This is a genomic window from Haloarchaeobius iranensis, from assembly GCF_900103505.1.
Lineage (GTDB): Archaea > Halobacteriota > Halobacteria > Halobacteriales > Natrialbaceae > Haloarchaeobius > Haloarchaeobius iranensis.
In genome coordinates, this window is record NZ_FNIA01000011.1 from 37,844 (window position 1) to 58,158 (window position 20,315).

Annotated in this window: 20 protein-coding genes; 13 read left to right on the forward strand and 7 right to left on the reverse strand. The window is 70.6% G+C overall.

Annotated features, from left to right (window positions below; genetic code table 11):
- The first annotated feature begins 15 nt into the window (after window positions 1-15).
- From BLT27_RS10990 to BLT27_RS11000, 3 genes are all read left to right on the forward strand, one after another.
- Complete coding sequence (locus BLT27_RS10990; RefSeq protein ID WP_089733814.1) at window positions 16-1,134, forward strand: M20 family metallopeptidase; 1,119 nt, start codon at window positions 16-18, stop codon at window positions 1,132-1,134.
- A 75-nt stretch (window positions 1,135-1,209) separates the two neighbouring features.
- Window positions 1,210-2,721 carry a carboxypeptidase M32 gene (locus tag BLT27_RS10995; protein WP_089733815.1) on the forward strand — a complete coding sequence of 504 codons (1,512 nt, stop codon included), beginning with the start codon at window positions 1,210-1,212 and terminating at the stop codon, window positions 2,719-2,721.
- Between the two features lie 513 nt (window positions 2,722-3,234).
- Window positions 3,235-4,557: an NHL repeat-containing protein gene (locus tag BLT27_RS11000; protein ID WP_089733817.1), complete on the forward strand. Its 1,323-nt coding sequence runs from the start codon at window positions 3,235-3,237 to the stop codon at window positions 4,555-4,557.
- Here BLT27_RS11000 and BLT27_RS11005 read toward each other — a convergent pair.
- Window positions 4,515-5,225, reverse strand: a complete 711-nt coding sequence (locus tag BLT27_RS11005) for a hypothetical protein (RefSeq protein ID WP_089733818.1) — start codon at window positions 5,223-5,225, stop codon at window positions 4,515-4,517. The two genes, BLT27_RS11000 and BLT27_RS11005, sit on opposite strands and share 43 nt — an antisense overlap.
- A complete protein-coding gene (locus BLT27_RS11010) occupies window positions 5,226-5,747 on the reverse strand; it encodes an archaemetzincin family Zn-dependent metalloprotease (RefSeq protein ID WP_089733821.1) in 522 nt (173 codons plus the stop codon).
- 39 nt (window positions 5,748-5,786) lie between these two features.
- On the opposite strand from BLT27_RS11010, the gene BLT27_RS11015 reads away from it, so the two are divergent.
- The 4 genes from BLT27_RS11015 (at window position 5,787) to BLT27_RS11030 (ending at window position 8,052) form a co-directional block, all read left to right on the forward strand.
- Window positions 5,787-6,227, forward strand: coding sequence for a UPF0146 family protein (locus BLT27_RS11015; protein WP_217639133.1), 441 nt, complete (start codon window positions 5,787-5,789; stop codon window positions 6,225-6,227).
- Between the two features lie 88 nt (window positions 6,228-6,315).
- Window positions 6,316-7,185, forward strand: a complete 870-nt coding sequence (locus tag BLT27_RS11020) for a TIGR01548 family HAD-type hydrolase (RefSeq protein ID WP_089733823.1) — start codon at window positions 6,316-6,318, stop codon at window positions 7,183-7,185.
- A gap of 54 nt (window positions 7,186-7,239) precedes the next feature.
- Window positions 7,240-7,647 (forward strand): hypothetical protein, encoded by a 408-nt coding sequence (locus BLT27_RS11025; protein WP_089733825.1) that lies wholly within the window; start codon window positions 7,240-7,242, stop codon window positions 7,645-7,647.
- A gap of 150 nt (window positions 7,648-7,797) precedes the next feature.
- Window positions 7,798-8,052 carry a DUF7533 family protein gene (locus tag BLT27_RS11030; RefSeq protein ID WP_089733827.1) on the forward strand — a complete coding sequence of 85 codons (255 nt, stop codon included), beginning with the start codon at window positions 7,798-7,800 and terminating at the stop codon, window positions 8,050-8,052.
- 17 nt (window positions 8,053-8,069) lie between these two features.
- Here BLT27_RS11030 and BLT27_RS11035 read toward each other — a convergent pair whose 3' ends face one another.
- The 4 genes from BLT27_RS11035 to BLT27_RS11045 all read right to left on the reverse strand — a co-directional run bounded on the left by BLT27_RS11035 (window position 8,070) and on the right by BLT27_RS11045 (window position 11,624).
- Window positions 8,070-9,164: a M24 family metallopeptidase gene (locus BLT27_RS11035; protein ID WP_089733829.1), complete on the reverse strand. Its 1,095-nt coding sequence runs from the start codon at window positions 9,162-9,164 to the stop codon at window positions 8,070-8,072.
- A gap of 4 nt (window positions 9,165-9,168) precedes the next feature.
- Window positions 9,169-11,010 carry a UvrD-helicase domain-containing protein gene (locus tag BLT27_RS11040; protein WP_089733831.1) on the reverse strand — a complete coding sequence of 614 codons (1,842 nt, stop codon included), beginning with the start codon at window positions 11,008-11,010 and terminating at the stop codon, window positions 9,169-9,171.
- Between the two features lie 117 nt (window positions 11,011-11,127).
- Window positions 11,128-11,286: a DUF7563 family protein gene (locus BLT27_RS20610; protein WP_256399502.1), complete on the reverse strand. Its 159-nt coding sequence runs from the start codon at window positions 11,284-11,286 to the stop codon at window positions 11,128-11,130.
- A gap of 152 nt (window positions 11,287-11,438) precedes the next feature.
- Entirely contained in the window at window positions 11,439-11,624 is a 186-nt protein-coding gene (locus BLT27_RS11045) for an HVO_0416 family zinc finger protein (RefSeq protein ID WP_089733833.1), read from the reverse strand.
- A 138-nt stretch (window positions 11,625-11,762) separates the two neighbouring features.
- On the opposite strand from BLT27_RS11045, the gene ubaA reads away from it, so the two are divergent.
- Entirely contained in the window at window positions 11,763-12,575 is an 813-nt protein-coding gene (ubaA, locus tag BLT27_RS11050) for an SAMP-activating enzyme E1 (RefSeq protein ID WP_089733835.1), read from the forward strand.
- A 13-nt stretch (window positions 12,576-12,588) separates the two neighbouring features.
- On the opposite strand, the gene BLT27_RS11055 is transcribed toward ubaA, so the two are convergent.
- A complete protein-coding gene (locus BLT27_RS11055) occupies window positions 12,589-13,827 on the reverse strand; it encodes an outer membrane protein assembly factor BamB family protein (RefSeq protein WP_089733837.1) in 1,239 nt (412 codons plus the stop codon).
- 80 nt (window positions 13,828-13,907) lie between these two features.
- Between BLT27_RS11055 and mutL the strand changes: the two genes are divergently transcribed.
- From mutL to BLT27_RS11080, 5 genes are all read left to right on the forward strand, one after another.
- Window positions 13,908-16,121, forward strand: a complete 2,214-nt coding sequence (mutL, locus tag BLT27_RS11060; protein WP_089733839.1) for a DNA mismatch repair endonuclease MutL — start codon at window positions 13,908-13,910, stop codon at window positions 16,119-16,121.
- Between the two features lie 2 nt (window positions 16,122-16,123).
- Window positions 16,124-17,134 carry an RNA 3'-terminal phosphate cyclase gene (gene rtcA / locus BLT27_RS11065; protein WP_089733841.1) on the forward strand — a complete coding sequence of 337 codons (1,011 nt, stop codon included), beginning with the start codon at window positions 16,124-16,126 and terminating at the stop codon, window positions 17,132-17,134.
- A 129-nt stretch (window positions 17,135-17,263) separates the two neighbouring features.
- On the forward strand, window positions 17,264-18,220 hold the full coding sequence (gene kdgK1, locus BLT27_RS11070; RefSeq protein ID WP_089733843.1) for a bifunctional 2-dehydro-3-deoxygluconokinase/2-dehydro-3-deoxygalactonokinase: 957 nt from the start codon (window positions 17,264-17,266) through the stop codon (window positions 18,218-18,220).
- 72 nt (window positions 18,221-18,292) lie between these two features.
- A complete protein-coding gene (locus tag BLT27_RS11075) occupies window positions 18,293-18,775 on the forward strand; it encodes a universal stress protein (RefSeq protein WP_089733845.1) in 483 nt (160 codons plus the stop codon).
- A 72-nt stretch (window positions 18,776-18,847) separates the two neighbouring features.
- On the forward strand, window positions 18,848-20,254 hold the full coding sequence (locus BLT27_RS11080) for a dihydrolipoyl dehydrogenase family protein (protein WP_089733847.1): 1,407 nt from the start codon (window positions 18,848-18,850) through the stop codon (window positions 20,252-20,254).
- Window positions 20,255-20,315 lie beyond the last annotated feature (61 nt).

The window sequence follows — 20,315 nt, forward strand, 5'->3', positions numbered from 1 at the left end:
ACCGCAGGGTCGGCCATGGACGAACTCACCGAGCTCACCCGCGACCTCGTCTCGATTCCGAGCCACGACGGCGAGGCCGCTGCCGGCGACTTCGTCGAGCACTGGCTCCGCGCGGAGACCGGCGCCGACGTGACCCGGGACGACGCCGGCGACGCGGCCCGCGGCGGGAACGTCATCGCCCGCCGTGGCGCGACCGACGAGCCCGACGCGCCCACGCTCGCGTTCGTCGGCCACCACGACGTGGTTCCGCCGGGCGACGGACAGGTCGACAGCGACGGCAGCTACGTCGTCAGCGAACGCGACGGGCGACTCTACGGCCGCGGCACCGCCGACATGAAGGGGGCCGACGCGGCGATGCTGCTCGCCTTTCGCGATGCGGACGTCGGCGCCATCGAACTCGTCTTCGCCTCGTTCGTCGGCGAGGAGGACGGCGGCATCGGCGCGCGGGCTGCCATCGACGACGGCTTCGGTCCGGACTGGGCGCTCGTCGCCGAGGGGTCGACGGGCTACTCGGAGCCCGCCGTCCTCGACGTCGCCGTCGCGCACAAGGGCCGCCGGGGGAGCACCGTGACCGCCCGTGGGCAGGCCGCCCACGCCAGCGAGCCCGACGCCGGCGAGAACGCGGCGTACCGCGCCTGCGACGCCGTCGACGTGGTTCGGGGGCTCGACTGGCCGTCCGTCGCGGTCGCCGGCGAGGAGCTCTCGGGGAGCGTCACCGTCACCGGCATCGAGGGTGGGTCGGCGTGGAACGTCGTCCCCGAGTCCTGCGAGGTGACCGTCGACGAGCGCACCGTGCCGGGCGAGCGGGCCGACCTCGCGCAGGTCGAGACAATCGACGGCGTCGAGTGGACCGTCGACCAGGACCTCCCGCCGATGCGCTGCTCGGACGACGCCTTCGCCGACGCCGTCCTCGACGCGGTCCGGGACGGACAGGACGGTGCCGGCGAGCTCGTCACGAAACCCCACGCGACCGACGCCGGCTGGCTCGCCGAGGCCGGGACGGCCTGCGTCGTCTGCGGCCCCGCCGAACCCGGCGAGGCCCACACCGCGGCGGAGAGCGTCTCCATCGACGTGCTCGAACGCTGCTACGACACCTACCGACGGCTCGCGGCGGCCTGGCCCGACGCGATGTGAGTCGCCCTCGCCGTCGCGGCGACCCGCGTCTCACGAATGGGAGAGTTCATAGGTTCCGAATCGAAACACCCACCCATGGCAACGGAAGCCGCCCAGCACTCCGAGACGTACGAGGAGTTCATCACACTCGTCGAGCGCATCTCGAACGTCGGGAGCGCCCAGTCGCTCTTGAACTGGGACCAGGAGGTCATGATGCCCGAGGAGGGCACACCCGCCCGGTCCAAGCAGCTGTCTGCGCTCTCGGCGGTGAGCCACGAGCTGCTCACCGGCGAGGAGATGGCCGGCTACCTCGACGAGCTGGCGGATGCGGACCTCGACGCCGAGCAGGCGGCCGTCGTCCGCGAGGTGCGCCGGAAGTACGAGCGCGCAGCTCGCGTTCCGACGGACCTGGTCGAGACGATCTCCCAGACCGCCGCGGAGGCCCACCCGCTCTGGAAGGAGGCCAAGGCGGAGGACGACTTCTCCATCTTCGCGCCGAAGCTGGAGGAGCTCGTCGAGCTGAAGCGGGAGTACGCCGAGCACATCGACCCCGACCGCGACCCGTACGCGGTGCTGTTCGAGGACTACGAGCCGTACCTCGGCCTCGACACTGCGGAGGAAACGCTCACCGAACTGCGCGACGAGCTCGTCCCGCTCGTCGAGGACATCCGCGCCTCCGACGCCGACCTCGCGACGCCGTTCGAGGGCGAGTTCGACGAGGCGACCCAGGAGGAACTGGCCCGCGACGTGCTCGACACGCTGGGCTACGACTGGGACCGCGGCCGCCTCGACGTCGCGCCGCACCCGTTCTCGACGGGCAACCAGTTCGACGCCCGCGTGACGACCCGGTTCGACGAGTCCGACCCGCTCGGCGCGCTCACCTCGACCGTCCACGAGTTCGGCCACGCGACGTACACGCTCGGCCTGCCCGACGAGCACTACGGCACGCCGCTGGGCGAGTCCCGCGACCTCACCGTCCACGAGAGCCAGAGCCGGCTCTGGGAGAACCACGTCGGCCGCTCCGAGCCGTTCTGGCAGCGCTTCCTCCCCTCGATGCGGGAGCGCTTCCCACAGGTCGACGACGCCACGCCGCGTGACGTCTACGAGGCAGCCAACACCGTCAAGGAGGACAACCTCATCCGCGTCGAGGCCGACGAGCTCACCTACCACATGCACATCGTCGTGCGCTTCGAGGTCGAGAAGGAGCTCATCTCGGGCGAGCTCGACGTCGAGGATGTCCCGGAGGTCTGGAACGACAAGTACGAGGAGTACCTCGGCATCCGGCCCGAGACCGACGCCGAGGGCTGCCTGCAGGACATCCACTGGAGCCACGGCAGCTTCGGCTACTTCCCGACGTACTCCCTGGGCTCCGTGCTCGCCGCCCAGCTCTACGAGGCCGCCGAGGACGACCTCGGGGCGCTCGACGAGCGCACCCGCGAGGGCGAGTTCGACGAGCTCCACGCGTGGCTCACCGAGAACGTCCACCAGCACGGCTGCCTGTACACCACGGACGACCTCGTGCAGGAGGCGACCGGCGAGGGCTTCACCGCCGACTACTTCCTCGACTACGTCACGGAGAAGTACGGCGAACTGTACGACCTGCACTGAGTCGACTTCCCGTTCTGTCACCGTTTTCGACACTCGGCGACCAGCTGGCATGGCGCGCGGCTGGCGAGCGTGCCGAAGGCCGCGAGCCATCCGCGCGAGGGATGCGCACCGCAGCGAAGCGAGGAGCGCAATCGGCTGGGGAGGTTCGAGGTGCGGTGCGGGGTGGGACTGAAAGGGGCGACGTGCTCGTCGAGCGAGACGATGCAAGGACCACAGGAACGAAGGCCGTGGTTCGAAAGACGCCTTCGGCGTCTTTCGTCATCACGAGAGAGCGAAGCTCTCTCGAACGACAGCGAGTCGCAGCCGACGAGCACGTCGGGGCTATCTGGCTGTTTCCGGTACTAGCGTGTCTCACGACTGACCGGGGTTTCCGGCTGTTGTCGTCACCAGCAGTTCTCGTCGGCTGCAGAGCGTTCGAGGTGTCTCCAGTCCCGCGCCGACCAGTTGCAACTCCCCGATTTCTCTGACACGGAACCGAAGCGCTAACGTCCCCCTCCACACCTACGAACGGGCGTGCAACGTCTCCGTTCCGCGGCCGCCGAGCTCAGGACGCCCGGCGGACGCGCCCGTCTGTTCGCGGTTCTGTCGCTCGTCTTTCTCGTCGTCGCGGTCGCCGGCATCGTGACGACGCCGACCCAGCCCGTACTGACCGTGGACGAGGAGCCGCCCGAGAACAACACGCTCGTCGCCGTCCAGGGCTACCAGGACGGCGGGAAGGCCCTGGAGATAACGCCCGACGGCGAGGTGGCGTGGGAGTACAGCGAGCCCGACGACGTGTTCGACCTCGAGCTCGTCAACGAGTCGACCGTGCAGGTGTCGACCGCGTCGACAGTCCCCGACTCGGACTGTCCGGAGCCGTACGCGAGCGACGGCTACGACGGCTGCGTGCGCAACGCGCTCCAGCACGTCGACCGGGGGACGAACGAGGTCGTCTGGGAGTACGCCTGGTACGACGTGGAGAAGCACGAGCATGAGCTCCACGACGCCGACCGGTACGTCGTCGACGGCGAGGCGCGCTACGCGATGGCCGACATGGGCAACGACCGGGTGTTCGCGGTCGACCACGACGGGACCCTGCGCTGGGAGTGGAACGCCACGGACGACTACCAGATGCCCGACGGGATGGGGCCGGAGGGTGACTGGACGCACGTGAACGACGTGGACCGCATCGAGCCGGGCGTGTTCCAGATCAGCCTGCGGAACTTCGACACCGTCGCCGAGCTCCACGTCGCTGACGACGGCGACGTGCGGGTCGAGCCGGTCGTCGGGCCGAACGAGTTCCACGCCGACGACGAGGGCGAGCTGTACGAGCAGCACAACCCGGACCGACTCGCCGACGGCTCGCTCATCGTCGCCGACAGCGAGCACGACCGCATCGTCGAGTTCGGGCCGGACGGCGACGTAGTCTGGGAGGTCGGCGGCAGTGCGACGTTCGACTGGCCGCGCGACGGCGACCGACTCCCCGACGGCGACACGCTCGTCGCCGACTCGTACAACGACCGCGTCGTCGAGGTGACCCCCGACGGCGAGGTCGTCTGGGCGGTCGAGGTCGGCAACCTCGTCTACGAGGTCGACCGCGTCACCACGCCGGCGGACGCGAGCGACGGGAGCCGCCCCGCGCCGTCGGCCACCCAGGGCGAGTTCTCGAGCGCGATGACCGACGCGAACGTCGTCGCGGAGTACCTCGCGTTCGGCATCGCGGTCTCGAAGTACGTGCTCCCCTACGCCGTCGCGGAACAGCTGTACTGGCTGCTCGGTGCGGTCTTCTCCCTGCTGCTCGCGGGCGTCGAACGCTACCGTGCGTCCTCGCGCTCGCTGTCGCTACCGTCACGCTGACGGCGCGCGAGCAGCGTCTCGAGGTCGTCCAGCAGGCCCGGCAGCACCAGCCGTGCGTCGGGGTCGAAGGCGAACAGCGACCCGGCTGCGGGCTCGCCGGGCGGGGCGACGTAGACCAGCGTCTCGTCGCCGGTCGAGACGACCACGCTGGCCGGGGCGTCACCGTCCGCGACGAGCGCGCGGGCGAGCCGTCGGCACCGTGTCCGTGCCTCATTGGCCGACAGGGCGTCGGCGTCGTCACGCTCGTAGGCGACCGTCACGTCGTCGCCGACCCGGTGTGCGACGGCCCGGAGGGCGAACTCGCTCCGGGTGCGGACGAGCCGGACGAGCAGGTCGTCCGTGTACGGGGCGACGCCCGCGATGGCGGCCAGCTCCTCGGTGCGGGTGTCGCCCTGCCGGTGGAGGCGCTGCATGTACGCCAGCGCGAGGTCCTTGGCCTCGGCAAGCGTCGCCGTTCGGCCGAGCGTCAGCGGCGTCCAGTAGTCGTCGCCGAACAGCCGGTGGACGCGGACGAGGTAGGCACTCGCGGTCATCTCGCTGGCGCGGCCGTTGTGCGAGTCGTAGCGCGGGAGGATGCTCAGCGCGAGCTCGCGTGGCTCGTGGAAGTACTCCGCGCCGTTTCGCCCCTCGTACTCGCGGACCCAGCCCGTCGGCAGGGCGTCGTCCATCTACAGGACCATCCGCTGGCAGGTCCCACAGAGGTTCTCCTCCTTCACGTCGACCTCGCGGACCGTGGGCGAGAAGTTCATCACGCACCGCTTGTTGTCGCAGTGTTCGAGCCCCATCGTGTGGCCGATCTCGTGGACGATCTCCTTGCGGATGCGGTCCTCGAAGATGTCCTCGGAGCTGCGGTTCGAGAAGCCGCCGTCGCTGGAGGTCTGGAGCCGGTACGTCGAGACCACGCTCCCGCTTCCGTCGAGGTAGGCGAGTCCGAAGACGTAGTTCCGGCGGCGATAGAACAGGTCCTTCGGCGTGACGCCGATGTTCTTCTCGCCCGTCCCGACCTGCTCCGCGAGCTGGATGAACTCCTCGGCGGAGTACTGCTCTCTGCCGTGGTCGAACGCGTCGCTCGGGAGCGGCTGTGGCTCGTGGATCGTCACGTCGCAGTCGTACACCGACCTGAGTCCCTCCGAAGCCGCACGCTTGACGGCGGCGGAGACGTCCCCCACGGGGACGATGTCGACGAGCATGGAAAACCGTAAGGTAGCCCGGGCTATAAATATCCCGCCGTGGTCCCCGACTCGACCCCCGCGCTGATCGACCGACTCGCCCGCTTCGAGCGGGTGGTCGAGGTCGGCATCGGCAACCGGACCGACGTGGCCGCCGGGCTCGCAGCGCGCGGCGTCGCCGTCACCGCGACGGACGTGCGTGACTGTCCGGTTCCCGACGGCGTTCGCTTCCTACGCGACGACGTGACCGGCCCCGACCCCTCGGTGTACGCGTCGGCCGACGCCGTCTACGCGCTGAACTGTCCGCCGGAGCTCCAGCGAGCGGTCGCGGCGGTCGCCCGTGGCGCCGACGCCGCCTGCCTTCTCACGACCCTCGGCGGCGACCCGACGACGCTCCCGGTGACGCAAGAGACGATTCCCGGCGACACGCTGTTCGTGGTCGACACCGACGCGCCGGGTGCCGGTCGACGACGTGGGCGGGGCGGTCGGAACGGGCGTTAAGGACGCCTGTGCGTCCCGTGACGGCGGTTATGACCGCTCGCGTCCAGGGTCCGATAGGCCCATTACCCGGGGGAACAGATGGCGGGGTATGCAGGTGGACACGGTCGTCCTGGACGTCGACGGCGTGCTCGTCGATGTCTCCGACTCCTACCGGCGTGCCATCGTGGACGCCGTCGAGCACGTCTACGGCGAGACAATCGACCGTGCGGACGTGCAGGCGTTCAAGGACGCCGAGGGGTTCAACAACGACTGGGAGCTGACCTACGCCGCGGCGCTGTTCGTCCTCGCGAAGCGCGAGGGGCTCGAACTCGGTCTCGAGGAGTTCACCGGCGAGGTACGCGAACACGGCGGCGGACTTGACGCCGCCGAACTCGTCGTCGGCAGCGAGATCGGCGCGGCGGCCCTCGACGCGGTCCACGACGCCTGGGACACCGACCGCCTCCGGGACGTGTTCCAGCAGCTCTACCTCGGCAGCGAGCGCTACCGCGAGCTCGAGGACGGCGAGCCGGACATGGACCACGAGGGCTACATCGAGAACGAGCCCGTCATCGCCACGCCGGCGACGGTCGCGGCGCTCACGGAACGCTGGAACGTCGGCATCGTCACCGGCCGCCCCGCCGCGGAGGCGGACATCGCACTGGACCGAGTGGGGCTCGACGTCCCCGACGAACACCGGTTCACGATGGACGACTGGGAGGCCGGCAAGCCCGACCCACACGCGCTGGTCACGCTCGCCGAGCGCTTCGACTCCGACTCGCTCGTCTTCGTCGGCGACACCATCGACGACGTCCAGACCGCACGCAACGCCGCCGCCGAGGACACGTCCCGCGAGTACCACGCCGTCGGCGTCCTCAGCGGCGGGCTCTCCGGTGTCGCCGGCAAGGAGACGTTCGTGGCCTACGGCGCCGAGGCCATCCTCGACGACGTGACGCTCCTGCCCGACCTCCTGGAGACGTAATCGCCCGACGACAGCTAGCCAGCCTTTTGTATCACGGTCGCCCAGCCCCATCTGATGGGTACTCGACTTCGACGACTCGGCTGGGCGCTCCCGATCGGCATCGGTCCCGCCGTGGTCGGCGGCGCGACGCTCAGTCCCCCGGACCCGTTCACGAACATCGCCTACGTCGCTGCGGCCTTCGCCGTCACGCTCCTGCTCGGCTACCACGTTGCGGCCATCGAGACGCCGGCAGACGATGCGTCGCCGGACCCCGACCGCCTCTGGCTGTTCGCCGGCACCCTCCTCGTCTTCCTCATCGTCACCGGTGCGGTCTTCTCCCGCGTCGACACCGGGCTGCTCTGGGACCTGCCCAAGGGCCAGCAGCTCGCCGCCGTCGCCGGCATCGTCGGCGGCCTGTTCCTCCTCGCCGAGCTGGTCATCTACTACGGCCCCTTCGACCGGCTCTACGGGCTGTTCCGGTGACCAGCGGGAACTCCGGGGGAAGTGGCGGCGTGGCAGTCGAGGGTGTCTCCGGGGGCAGCACCGGCCAGCGACCCTCGCGGTGCTCGGCGCAGCCGCCACGACTCCCGAGTAGCACCTTTTTTCTCCGCTGGTGACGTACGAATGCCCAACATGGGACAGAGCATCTTCGGCCAGTTCTCGCTGCTGGTGACGCTCGCGTTCGCGCTGCCAGCGATGGCGGCGGGCGTCGACCTCTTCTTCGTCCAGGGGAACACGACCTGGGGCGCGGCGCTGATGGGCATCGGCGTCCTGATGGTACTGATGGAGAAGTACGTCGACAACCCGTTCGACGCGGGCAGCATCGTCGGCGAGACGATGGTCGAGGCGGCGGTGAAGGAGCCGGACGAGGGCGAGGAGAACGAGTAGTCGGGGCGGTGCGGGAGTCAGGGCGAGAGCGAGCGCGGGAACGCACCGAGCGGCTCGCCGCCGTCTTCGGTGACGGCGACGAGGTCGGCGAGGCGGACGGTACCTTCTGTCGGGTTCGACACACGCACGTCGAGCGCGAGCACCGTGCCGACGGGAAGCTCGTCGCCGCCGTCGAGCGTGGGACGCTCGCGGCGGGCGAGGCCGACGCCGTAGCCGCCCGACTCGGCCGAGGGGTCGAAGCCGTACGCGGTGACCTCCGCGTCGAGTTCGGTCTGGACGGCGTCGGCACCGTTCGGCGCGAGTTCGGGTATCGCGGCGTCGAGTGCGCCCTCGGCGGCGAGCTGTGCGCGGCGGGTCCAGCCGCCGTCGCCGTCGACGACGAACGTGCGGACGAGCCGGCCGTGGTAGCCGTCTGGTCCCTGTGGCGCGAGGTCGACGACGACCGTCTGGCCGGGCTCGATTGTCGTCTCGGAGCGAGGCGTGGCGGGCTCGCCGCCGACGCCGATGGCGGTGTAGCCGGGAGCCATCCCCTCGGCGGCGATGGCGGCGTCGATCTCGCGGCGGAGCCGGAGCGCGGTCAGCGGTGCGTCCTCCCAGTCGAGCCGGCCCTCGTGGGCGTGGGACGCGTCGAGCACCGCGGCGGCGCGGCGCATCCCGGCGCAGGCGGCCGACTGTACCGTCGACTGGCGGAGGCGCTCCGCGTCGGTCTTCCCGACGCGTGCGTCGTCGACGACCGCCGTGGAGGCGACCGCGTACCCCGCCTCGTCGAGGTACAGCGCGGCGTCGTGCGGAATCGTCCGGGGCGTGAGGACGGTGCCGTCGAGTCCGAGGTCGTCGAGGACGGTCCCGACGCGCTCGCCGGTCGGAATCTCCCCGCCGGCTGGCAGCACGCTGTCGCCCGGGAACGTCTCGCGGGCGGCGGCCGGGGCGTCGGCGGCGAGCAGCATGCTGGTGTCGGCGGTGACGACCACGCCGAGCTCGCCGTCGACGCGGCCGGCGCGGCCGAGGTACCGGAGCGTGGGATCGTCCTCGCGGCCGACGTGGACGAACGCGCACGCCTCGCGGTCGCGGAGCTCCTCGCGGACCTGCTCGAACGGAGCGGGACGGCTCATGTGGTCAGTCGGCGGCCTCGAGGGGTTCGCTCGCCAGCTCGGCGAGCTCGTCCGTGGTGGCCCCGGTGAGCTCGTTGTTCAGCAGTACGTCGATGGGGAGCGTGGGTGCGCCGCTGACGAGGTTCTCGAGCAGGACCAGCCGTTCGCGGGCGCGGGACATCCCGACGTAGAACACGCGGCGCTCGTTGTCGGTCAGCACCGGCACCGGCGAGGTGGTCTTCGTGAACTCGAGGTCGTCGTCGAGGGCCTCTTCGTCGACGGTGGCGACCATCTGCTCGACGACCTTCTCGGTGAGGTCGGTGCCGACGAACACGTGGTCGGCCTCGCGACCCTTCGCGGAGTGGATGGTGCCGACACGGACGGCGTTGCGCTCCATGTCCCGGTACTCCTGGGTCGCGAAGTACGCCTTCATCGACTTGCGCTGGAAGGAGGTGACCTTCCGGACCATGTCCGACGCGGAGGCGGGGCCGGGCATGAACGGCACGAAGTCGGTGACGAGGCTCGGGTCCACGTCGAGCTCGGTGAGGTCCTCGACGCCCGCGTCCTCCTGCTCGGCGTCGATGGCGTCGAACAGGTCGTCGCGCTCGTTGGTCCCGAAGGCCGAGTCGGCGAGCATGTCGGCGAGGCGGCGGGCCTGCAGCCCGTTGACCGCTTCGTCCTCGTCGAGCGCCTCGACGGCGGTGACGTAGTCGTCGAGCCGGTCGGTCCACATGCGCTGGTCGGTGAGGGACTTGAACGGGATGCCCTCGCTGATGAACTCGTCGATGAACTGGAACATCTGGTAGCGCGCCCGGAACAGCACCATCACGGTGCCGTCGTCGCTCTGGACGGTGCGGCGGACGTTCCGGACCAGGTCGAGCATCGACGGGTTCTCGACGGCCTCGACGGCGCCGCCCTCCTTGCGCGGCTTGAGGTCCTTGTCCTGGCGCTTGTCGATGTGGCGGATCTCGCGGTTGACGACGTTCAGGATGCGCGAGGGCAGCCGGTAGGAGTTCGGCAGGATGACGTCCTCGTCGGGGTCGGCCTCGAGCAGCAGGTCGGGGTCCGCGCCCTGCCAGGCGTAGACGACCTGGTCGTCGTCACCGGCGATGAGCACGCTGTCCATGTGCGGCTTCCACTCCTCGTACACCTCGTGCTGGAGCGTGGTGATGTCCTGGAACTCGTCGATGACGAGGTGGTCGACGTTCGGCAGCAGCGAGCGCTGCTTGACGCGTTCGAGCATGTCGGCGAAGCCGGTGAGGTCGTGCTCGCCCTTGTAGTTCCGCCAGCCGCGGATGACATCGGGCACGTCGATGCGGTCGTCGTCCGACGGCCACGTCGGCGTGTACTTGTTGCCGTCCTGCGCGTTCGGGTCGACCTCCGGCGGGAGGCGGACCTCCTCGACGTTCCACTGGAAGGGCACGTCGTACCAGTCGGCCACGTCGCGCTCGGTCCGCTGGAGCCACTGCGAGGTGGCGATTATCTTGTTCCCGATAGTCGTCGAGCGGGCGGTCCGGCGGCCCGCGCCGCCGTACTCGTCCTCGTACTCGATGCCGTACTCCTCGCAGAACTCCTCCTTGTCGGACTCGCTGACGACGTCGCCACGGGAGAGATTGAGCAGTTCGTAGGCCTTCGCGTGCATCGTACAGACGTTGCCCTGGAGGGACCGGGGGTTGATGTCGAGGCGCTCGGCGAGGCGCTCGCGGACCTCGGCGGCGGCGGCGCGGGTGTAGGAGACGACGAGGATGTCGCGGTGGCTGACGTCCTCTCGTTCGAGCAGTTCCTCGACTCGGTCGAGGAGGGCCGTCGTCTTCCCACTCCCCGGCCCACCGAACAGGCGGGTGAGTTTCGTGTCGGCGTCGCTCATTGCACATATACTGGAGGCCGATACGTATAAGAGCCGTGGGTTCGGGCGACGCACAGAATCGGACGCCGGCGACCTGGTGTGGCCCCACTGCGGGGAGACGAACGACTGCGAGGAAATCTAGTTGTTCCGTGGGGATCTCGCCTCTCGGACGTCACTGCCGTCGCGGATCTTGTCCTTGCAGTTCGGGCAGACGCGCGGATCGTCGATCTCCCGCGGTGTGAACACTCGCGCGTACGCCTCGGTAACGAAGGACCCGCAGTTCTGACATTCCGGCATTTGAATCTCCAAGATTGTCTGATGGAATTATGTTTAATAACGTTACCGCCAAGCCGCCCGTGTTGCCGCGTCTCACGCAACTGACAACACACCGCACGCGACGGGTCGGTCGGCGGTTCGCCGCTGACGAGAGAATCGACGCGTACCGGCGGTTACGCCGGGGACGGGTCCCAGCCGCAGACCGAGCAGTCGTCGGCTGATTCGTCGTGCAGCGCCATGCAGTCGGGACACTGTAGCTTGTTGTAGTTCCGCTCCCACCCTACTCGCTCTGTTTCGTGACCGCGGTCCGAGAGGAATTCGTCGAACACATCGTCACCGGAGTCGGGTGCGGACGCCATGTGCCATGGTACATCACACCAGGTTAAATTCGTTGTGGTACGACATACTTTGACAACCGCTGGCGTCGGGGTCGGCTGGCGACCACCGCCGCCCGGCCGAGCGTGAGAGTTTTTCACTGCCGGCCCGAACCACCCTTCATGACCGACCTCTCGCTCTCGCCGACCCAGCTGGACCGCTACTCCCGGCACGTCATCATGGACGAGGTCGGTCCCGACGGGCAGGCGAACCTGCTCGACGCCTCGGTGTGCTGTGTCGGTGCCGGCGGGCTCGGTTCGCCCGTGCTCGCGTACCTCGCCGCCGCCGGCGTCGGGCGGGTCGGCATCGTCGACGACGACACGGTCGAGCGGTCGAACCTCCAGCGGCAGGTCGTCCACGGCGACGCCGACGTCGGCCGCCCGAAGGTCGACAGCGCCGCCGAGTTCGTCACCGGGCTGAACCCGGACGTCACGGTCGACCGCCACGAGCTCCGGCTCGACGCCGACACCGTCACCGACCTCGTCGCCGACTACGACCTCGTCGTCGACGGCTCGGACAACTTCCCGACACGGTACGTCGTCAACGACGCCTGCGTCATCGACGGGACCCCGTTCGTCCACGGCGCAATCTACCGGTTCGAGGGCCAGGCGACGACGTACCTCCCCGGCGGCCCCTGCTACCGCTGCGTCTTCCCCGAGGCACCCGAACCCGGCACGGTGCCGGACTGTGCCACGACCGGCGTCCTGGGCGTGCTCCCGGGCGTCGTCGGCGGCATCATGGCCACCGAGGCCGTCAAGCACTTCGTGCCGGTCGGCGACCCGCTCGACGACCGGATGCTCGTCTACGACGCCGCCGACATGACCACCGACGAGGTGCCCGTCGCGAAGAACCCCGACTGCCCGGTCTGCGGCGACCAGCCGACCGTGCGGTCGCTGGACGACGTGTCCTACTCGGGGACCTGCGCGGTGGAGTAGCGCCGACGCGTCGTCAGTCCCGCAACGCGACCACCTTGCTCCCAGCAGCGATGTACAGCGTCCCGTCCGCGACGGCGATTTCCGGGTCTGACGGGCCGAGGTCGCGTCGCCAAAGCTCGTCTCCCGACTGGGCGTCGAGCGCGACGAGCGGGGCGCCGGATGCCCGGAACGGTCCGGTGTAGACGGTGCCGTCGGCGACGACCGGCGTACGGAGGCCCGCCGCGGGGTCGAACCGCCACCGTACCTCGCCGTCGTGGCCGACCGCGGCGAGCAGGCCCTCTCTCCCGATGTTACTCGCCCGAACCCCCGAAGTGGCGACGTAGACGGTGCCGTCGGCGACCGCCGGGGTCTGTGGCGTCCGCTGGAACGGGACGGTCGCGACCTCGGCCCCGTCGCTCGCGCCGTACACCGAGAGCCGGCCCCGTGGCTCCGAGTCGGACGGCGAGAGCGTGTTTGTCCCCCGGTAGACGAGCCCGTCGGCGACCGCGGGCGCGCCGTAGGTCTCGTAGCCGTCGTAGTCGGCCGTCCAGCGCTCGTCGAGCCCCCCGTCGTCGACGTCGCAGGCCCGGAACGTCGAGCGCCCGCCGTACAGCGACCCGCCGGCGGTCGTGGTCGCGTAGAGGGCGTCGTCGCTCCGTTCGACGATTTCGCCGGTGTCGGCGTGCAGGCGTACTGGCCCGTCCGAAGGGAAGACGAAAACCCAGCCCTCGCGTTCGACGAGGAAGGACGCCCAGACGCCGCTGTCGGACAGGTCGGTCGACCACTGTTCCTCCCCGTCGGCGGTCAACGCTGTGAGCCGATCGTCGCTTCCGGCGTAGAGTCGTCCGGCGACGTACTGGAGCCGCCCGGCGTCACCGGGCATCGACGCTCGCCACTGCTCGTCGCCCGTCTCGGTATCGAGTGCGAGCACGACGCCGTCGATATCGTTCCAGACGAACACCAGCCCGTCGGCGACGACCATCGAGGCGACGGGGCCGCCGGCGTCGACCTCCCAGTCGACGGTCGGCTCGCTCCGTGGCGGCGACGCGAACGGGTTGTGGTGGGTCCGGGCGTAGCCGTAGTACTCGGTCGGCCAGTCCCCCGGTGTGGGTCTCCAGTCGGCCGGGACGCGGCGCTCGGGCGGCTCGACGCCGTCGTCGAGCAGGCCGTCGACGGTCGAACAGCCGGCGAGTGCCGCGACGCCGGCAGCGGACGCCGAGGCGAGGAGGGCGCGCCGGCCGACGCTGGCGGTGGAGGGCGAGTCGGGCGACATACGCGCCGGTTCCGTAGCCGCCGGTAAGTGTCTTCCCCCGGACCACAGCACGTATTGCGATAGCAGCCGACCCGACGCACATGCCCGATACGGACATCCGGAGGCTCGACCAGGCGACGGTCGAGCGCATCGCCGCCGGCGAGGTCGTCGAGCGCCCGGCGTCGGTGGTGAAGGAGCTCGTCGAGAACAGCCTCGACGCCGACGCGACCCGGGTCGACGTGGCCGTGGAGAACGGCGGCGTCGACGGCGTGACGGTCGCGGACGACGGCGTCGGGATGACCGAGGCGGACGTGCGCGCCGCCGTCCAGGAGCACACGACGAGCAAGATACGCGACATCGACGACCTCGAAGGCGGCGTCGGCACGCTCGGCTTCCGGGGGGAGGCGCTGCACACCATCGGGGCGGTCTCCAGAACCACCATCCGGACCAAGCCACGGGACCCCGATGATGGCCCCGCCGAGGGCACCGAACTCGTCTACGAGGGCGGCGAGGTCCAGTCGGTCGAGCCCGTGGGGCGACCGGCGGGGACGACCATCGAGGTCGGGGAGCTGTTCTTCAACACGCCAGCCCGGAAGAAGTACCTCAAGACCCGGGCCACGGAGTTCAGCCACGTCAACCGCGTGGTGACCCGCTACGCGCTGGCGAACCCAGACGTGGCGGTCTCGCTCTCCCACGACGACCGGGAGGTGTTCGCGACGACCGGCCAGGGCGACCTGCGCTCGGCGGTCCTCAGCGTCTACGGGAGGGAGGTCGCCCAGGCGATGGAGTCCGTCGAGGCTCGGGAGCTCGACGACGGGCCGCTCGACGCCGTCGCCGGACTGGTCTCACACCCCGAGACGACCCGGAGCACCCGCGAGTACGTCTCGACGTTCGTCAACGGCCGCTACGTCAGCTCGAAGCTGGTCCGGGACGCGGTGCTGTCGGCCTACGACGGCCAGCTGGCGAGCGACCGCTACCCGTTCGTCGTGCTGGAGCTCTCGGTCGACCCCGGGCAGGTCGACGTGAACGTCCACCCGCGCAAGATGGAGGTGCGGTTCTCCGACGAGGCGGGGGTCCGTCGGCAGGTCCACGACGCCGTCGAGGACGCGCTGCTCGACGCCGGTCTCCTGCGGTCGTCGGCCCCCCGCGGGAAGTCGAAGGCGGCCGAGGCGGACGTGCGGCCGGAGCCTGCGGCGGGACAGACAGACGACGCCGGGACGACGGGCTCGGAGACCGCCGAGGCGGCCGCGAGCGCCGGGGACACCGCGGCTCGTGACACCCGGAATCCCACGCGGTCGCCGGCTGACGGGTCGTCGGCGCCCGACGAGCCGGCGTCACCGTCGACCGCGGATAGCGAGGCGTCGACGTCGGCGGACGACGACGGGTCTGCGACGGCGGCCGCCGACACCGAGGCACCCTCGACGGCCGGGTCGAGCGCGGCCGAGCCGTCACCCTCGACCGACGAGGGCGACGCGTCGTCGACGGCCGGGTCGTCGGACTGGGGCACCACCGAGCGACGGGAGCGCCCCACCGACCTCGGCGAGTTCGGGCCGGGGGACTCGCGGGCCTCGGGCGGCTGGCCGGACCCGCCGTCGTCGAGCGACCACGCGGGGCCGGCGACGGCTGCCGGCGGTGACGACCGCAAGTTCGGCGGCGAGCGCACCCAGGCCACGCTCACCGGGGATGACGCCACCGAGACGACGGACTACGACGCGCTCCCCCGCCTGGAGGTGCTGGGGCAGTACCGCGACACGTACTTCGTCGCCTCGTCGCCGGACGGGCTGGTGCTCGTCGACCAGCACGCCGCCGACGAGCGCGTCAACTACGAGCGGCTCCGCGCGCGGTTCGAGGAGGGCGCGACCGCCCAGGCGCTCGCCGAGCCGGTCGAACTGGAGCTCACGGCGGGCGAGGCGGCCGCGTTCCCGGACTACCGCGAGGCGCTCTCGGCGCTCGGCTTCCGGGCGGAGCGCACGGGCGACCGGACGGTCGCCGTGACGGCCGTCCCCGCGGTGTTCCGGAAGACGCTCGACCCCGCGGACCTCCGGGACGTGCTCGCCGGCTTCGTCGCCGAGGGGGCCGACGGGGAGGGGACCGTCGACGAGCTGGCGGACGAGTTCGTCGCCGACCTCGCGTGCTACCCCTCCATCACGGGCAACACCTCGCTCACCGAGGGCTCCGTGGTCGACCTGCTCGCCGCGCTCGACGACTGCGAGAACCCGTGGGCCTGCCCGCACGGCCGCCCGACGCTCGTCTCGTTCCCCGCCGACGAGATCGAGGCGCGCTTCGAACGGGACTACCCGGGGCACGGGGGGTAGCGATGCGGACCATCGACGGCGGCGACGGCGGCGGCCAGGTGCTCCGCTCGGCGCTCTCGCTGGCGGCGGTTCGGGGCGAGCCGGTCCGGGTCGAGCGCGTCCGTGGCGACAGGCCGGACCCCGGACTCAAACACCAGCACCTCGCCGGCCTCCAGGCCATCGCGGCCGTCTGCGATGCCACGGTCGAGGGCGACGAGCTGGGGAGCGAGACGGTCGTCTTCGACCCGGGCGAGCCGGAGCCGGGCGAGCACACCGTCGAGGTGGGGACGGCAGGGGCCGTCACGCTCGTCTTCGAGACGCTGCTTCCGCTCTCGGCGGCGCTCGACGGACCGATGTCGGTGACCGCCACCGGCGGGACGGACGTTGCCTGGTCCCCGACGCTCGACTACTACGAGCGGGTCCGGCTCCCGCTCGCGCGCCGTGCCGGCCTGCACGCCGCCGTCGAACCGCTCCGGCGGGGCTTCTACCCCGAGGGCGGCGGCGAGGCGACGCTCCGCGTCGCGCCGGGCGAGCCGCGGGCGCTGTCGCTCACCGACCGGGGCGCACTCGAGGGCGTCCGCGTGCTGTCGGTCGCCACCGACGACCTCGCCGACGCCGACGTGGACGAGCGGCAGGCGACCGCGGCGACCGCCGCCGTGCGGGCGGCCGTCGACGCGCCGGTCCGGGAACGGGCCGTCACCAGCGTCGACGCCCCCTCGACGGGCTCCAGCGTCCTCGTCGTCCTCGACTACGAGCAGAGCGTCGCCGGCTTCACCGCCCTGGGAGAACCCGGCCGCCCGGCCGAGGACGTGGGCGAGGCGGCGGCGGCCGACGCGCTCGACTTCCACGACGGGCCGGGCGTCGTCGACTCCCACACCGGCGACCAGCTCGTCCTCCCGCTGGCCGTCGGCGGCGGGCGCGTCCGGCTGCCGGCGGCCACCGACCACGTCGAGACGAACGTCGCCGTCGCTCAGGGGTTCGGCTACGACGTGTCCCTGGGCGAGCGCGAGGACGAGGCGCGTCTGTCGGGCTGACGGCGCGTCCCCTGGTTTTCGATTCGATACCCGTCGCCCGTGTGCGGTGGGGACACTTATACCGGTGCCGTCCGTTCGGCCGTACATGAGTGCTGCGAGCCAGTCGGCGGCGACGCCGGGAGCGTACAGATGAGCGACGACCTCGTGACGTTCGGCGAGTCCATGCTGCGACTGTCACCGCCGGGGAACGAGCGGCTGGAGACGACCGGGGAGCTGGCGGTCCACGCCGCCGGCGCGGAGTCCAACACCGCCATCGCGGCCGAGCGACTGGGTGCGAAGGCGTCCTGGCTGTCGAAGCTGCCGGACACGTCGCCGGGCCGACGCATCGCGAACGGCATCCGCCAGCACGACATCACGACCGACGTGGTGTGGGCGGAGGAGGGCCGTCCGGGGGCGTACTACCTCGAACACGCCGGCAAGCCACGCGGGACGAACGTCGTCTACGACCGTGCCGACTCCGAGTTCTCCACCGCCGCCGCCGAGGAGTTCAACCTCGACCGGGTCCGCAACGCGACCGCCTTCTACACGACGGGGATCACGCCCGCGCTCTCCGAGCAGATGCGCGAGACGACCGTCAACATGCTGAGCGTCGCCCGAAACGCCGGGACGATGGTCGCCTTCGACGTGAACTACCGGCGCAAGCTCTGGGAGCCCGAGGCGGCCCGGAACACTATCACGCGGCTGTTCCCGGCCATCGACGTGCTCGTCATCGCGGCGAAGGACGCCGAGGCCGTGCTCGACTACGACGGGGAGCCGACCCAGCTCGCCCACCATCTCGCCTCCGAGTACGAGTTCCGGACCGTCGTCGTCACCCGCGGGGCACACGGCGCGGTCGCCATCCACGACAACGTCGTCCACGAGCAGGAGGCCTTCGAGACCGACACCCACGACCCCATCGGCTCCGGCGACGCCTTCACCGGCGCGTTCCTCGCCCGGCGGCTCTCCGGCGACGACGTGGGGCGCGCGCTGAAGTACGCCACCGCGACCGCCGCGCTCAAGCGGACCATCCCGGGCGACGTGGCCACCGTCAGCAAGTCCGAGGTCGACGCCATCGTCGCCGACCGCACCGAGGACATCTCGCGCTGACGGCGGGCCGCCATCGTCGGAATCTGAGAGCGGTGTCGCCTGTTTAATGTGGCCCGGTACCAAGCATCGGGTATGACCTACGTCGTGCCGTTCGACGACCGGCGCCTCGCCCGCGTCGCTCTCGACCGTGCGCAGTCCTACGCCAGTCTGACCGGCGAACGCGTCGTCGCCGTCACCGTCGTCCCGAGGAACCCGAGCTACGCCAGGGAGCGCGACTGGCTCGACCCCGACGAGAGCTTCGAGCTGCAGGCGATACTCGATCGCGTCGCGGAGACCGTGGACACCATCGCCCCCGAGGCGGAGTTCGAGTACGTCCTCGCGGACCGGTACGCGTCGCCGGGGACCATCGCCTCGAAGATCCGCCGCGAGGCACGGAGACTCGACGCCACGGTCGTCTTCGTCGGGAGCGAGAACGCCGGCCGGATGCTCACCACGCTCCGGAGCGTCGGCCACAGCGTCGCCGCCGACGACACCTACGACGTCCACATCGTCCGCCACGCCCGGGCGACCGGCGTGCCCGCGCTCGACGAGCACTCCCACCTGTTCGAGGATTGAGCGGCCGACGCGAGTGCGGCGGGCGCACACGGTTGGCGAACTCCTTTTGACGTCCCCCTCCGAGGAGCGCACATGACACACGTCGCTATCGTCGGTGCGTACGGGAGCGCCGGCGTCGCGGTCGCCGGCGAGCTGGCCGACGAACCGGGAGTCGAACTCACGCTGATCGACGACGGCGAGCCCGGCGGCGGGCTCTGCATCCTCCGTGGCTGCATGCCGTCGAAGGAGGTGCTCTCCGCGGGCGCACACCGGTTCCAGGCCAGACACGACGACCGGCTCGCCGGCGAGCTCCCCGCAGTCGACCTCGACGCCGTCGTCGACACGAAGGACGAGCACGTCGCCGGCTTCGCCGAGCACCGACGGGCGGCCGTCCACGATCTCGCCGAGCGCGAGAACGTCGAGTTCCTGCGCGACACCGCGACGTTCGTCGACGACCGCACGCTCGCCGTCGGTGACCGCGACGTCGACGCCGACTACGTCGTCGTCGCAACCGGGTCGACGGTGAACGTCCCCGACCTGCCCGGTATCGACGAGGTCGACTTCCGGACCAGCGCGGACGTGCTCGACTCGCGGTCGTTCCCGGACTCCGCGCTCGTCATGGGCTTCGGCTACGTCGGCATGGAACTCGTCCCCTACGTCGCCGAAGCCGGTGACACCGCGCTGACCGTCGTCGAGCACGACGCCCGCCCCCTCGACGAGGCCGACCCCGCCTTCGGCGACACGCTCGCGGACCTCTACGAGGAGAACTTCGACGTGGACATCCTTCGCCACACACGGGAGCAACGGCTCGAAGCCACCGACGACGGCGGGGTTCGGCTCCACGTCGAGCGCGACGGCGAGGAAACGGTCCACGAGGCCGACGAGCTGTTCCTCTTCACCGGCCGGCGGCCGAACCTCGACCGTCTCGGGCTCGAAGCGACGGGGCTGGTCCCCGGGGACGGCTGGGTCGACGACACGATGCAGGCCCGCGACGACGACCGCGTGTTCGTCGTCGGCGACGCCAACGGCAAGGAGCCGATCCTCCACGTCGCCAAGGAGCAGGGCTTCGTGGCCGCCGAGAACATCCTCGCCCACAGCCGCGGCGACCCGCTGGAGCCGTACGAGAACGTGCACCATCACGTCGTCTTCTCCGGCCTCGGCGTCTACCCCTACGCTCGCGTCGGCCACTCGGCGGCAAGCGCCGAAGCGGCAGGTATCGACCACGTCGCGGTCACCCGTCAGGCCAGCGACGACGGCGTGTTCAGGACGAAGGACGTCCCCGAAGGCCGTGCCGCGCTCGTCGTCGGGCCCGACGGCACGGTGCTCGGCTACCAGGGCCTGCACTACCACGCTGACGCGATGGCGAAGACGATGCAGGTCGTCGTCGAGCTCGGGCTCGACGTGCGCGAGCTGCCCGACCGGGCGTTCCACCCGACCACGCCGGAGATACTCGACGGGCTGTTCCGCGACGCCGCAGAAACGGTCGGCGATAGTGCATAACCCTCAGCAAAATCCAGAGTTCGGGCAGCAGACGCGTGCTAGCTGCTGTCCATACGTGTTT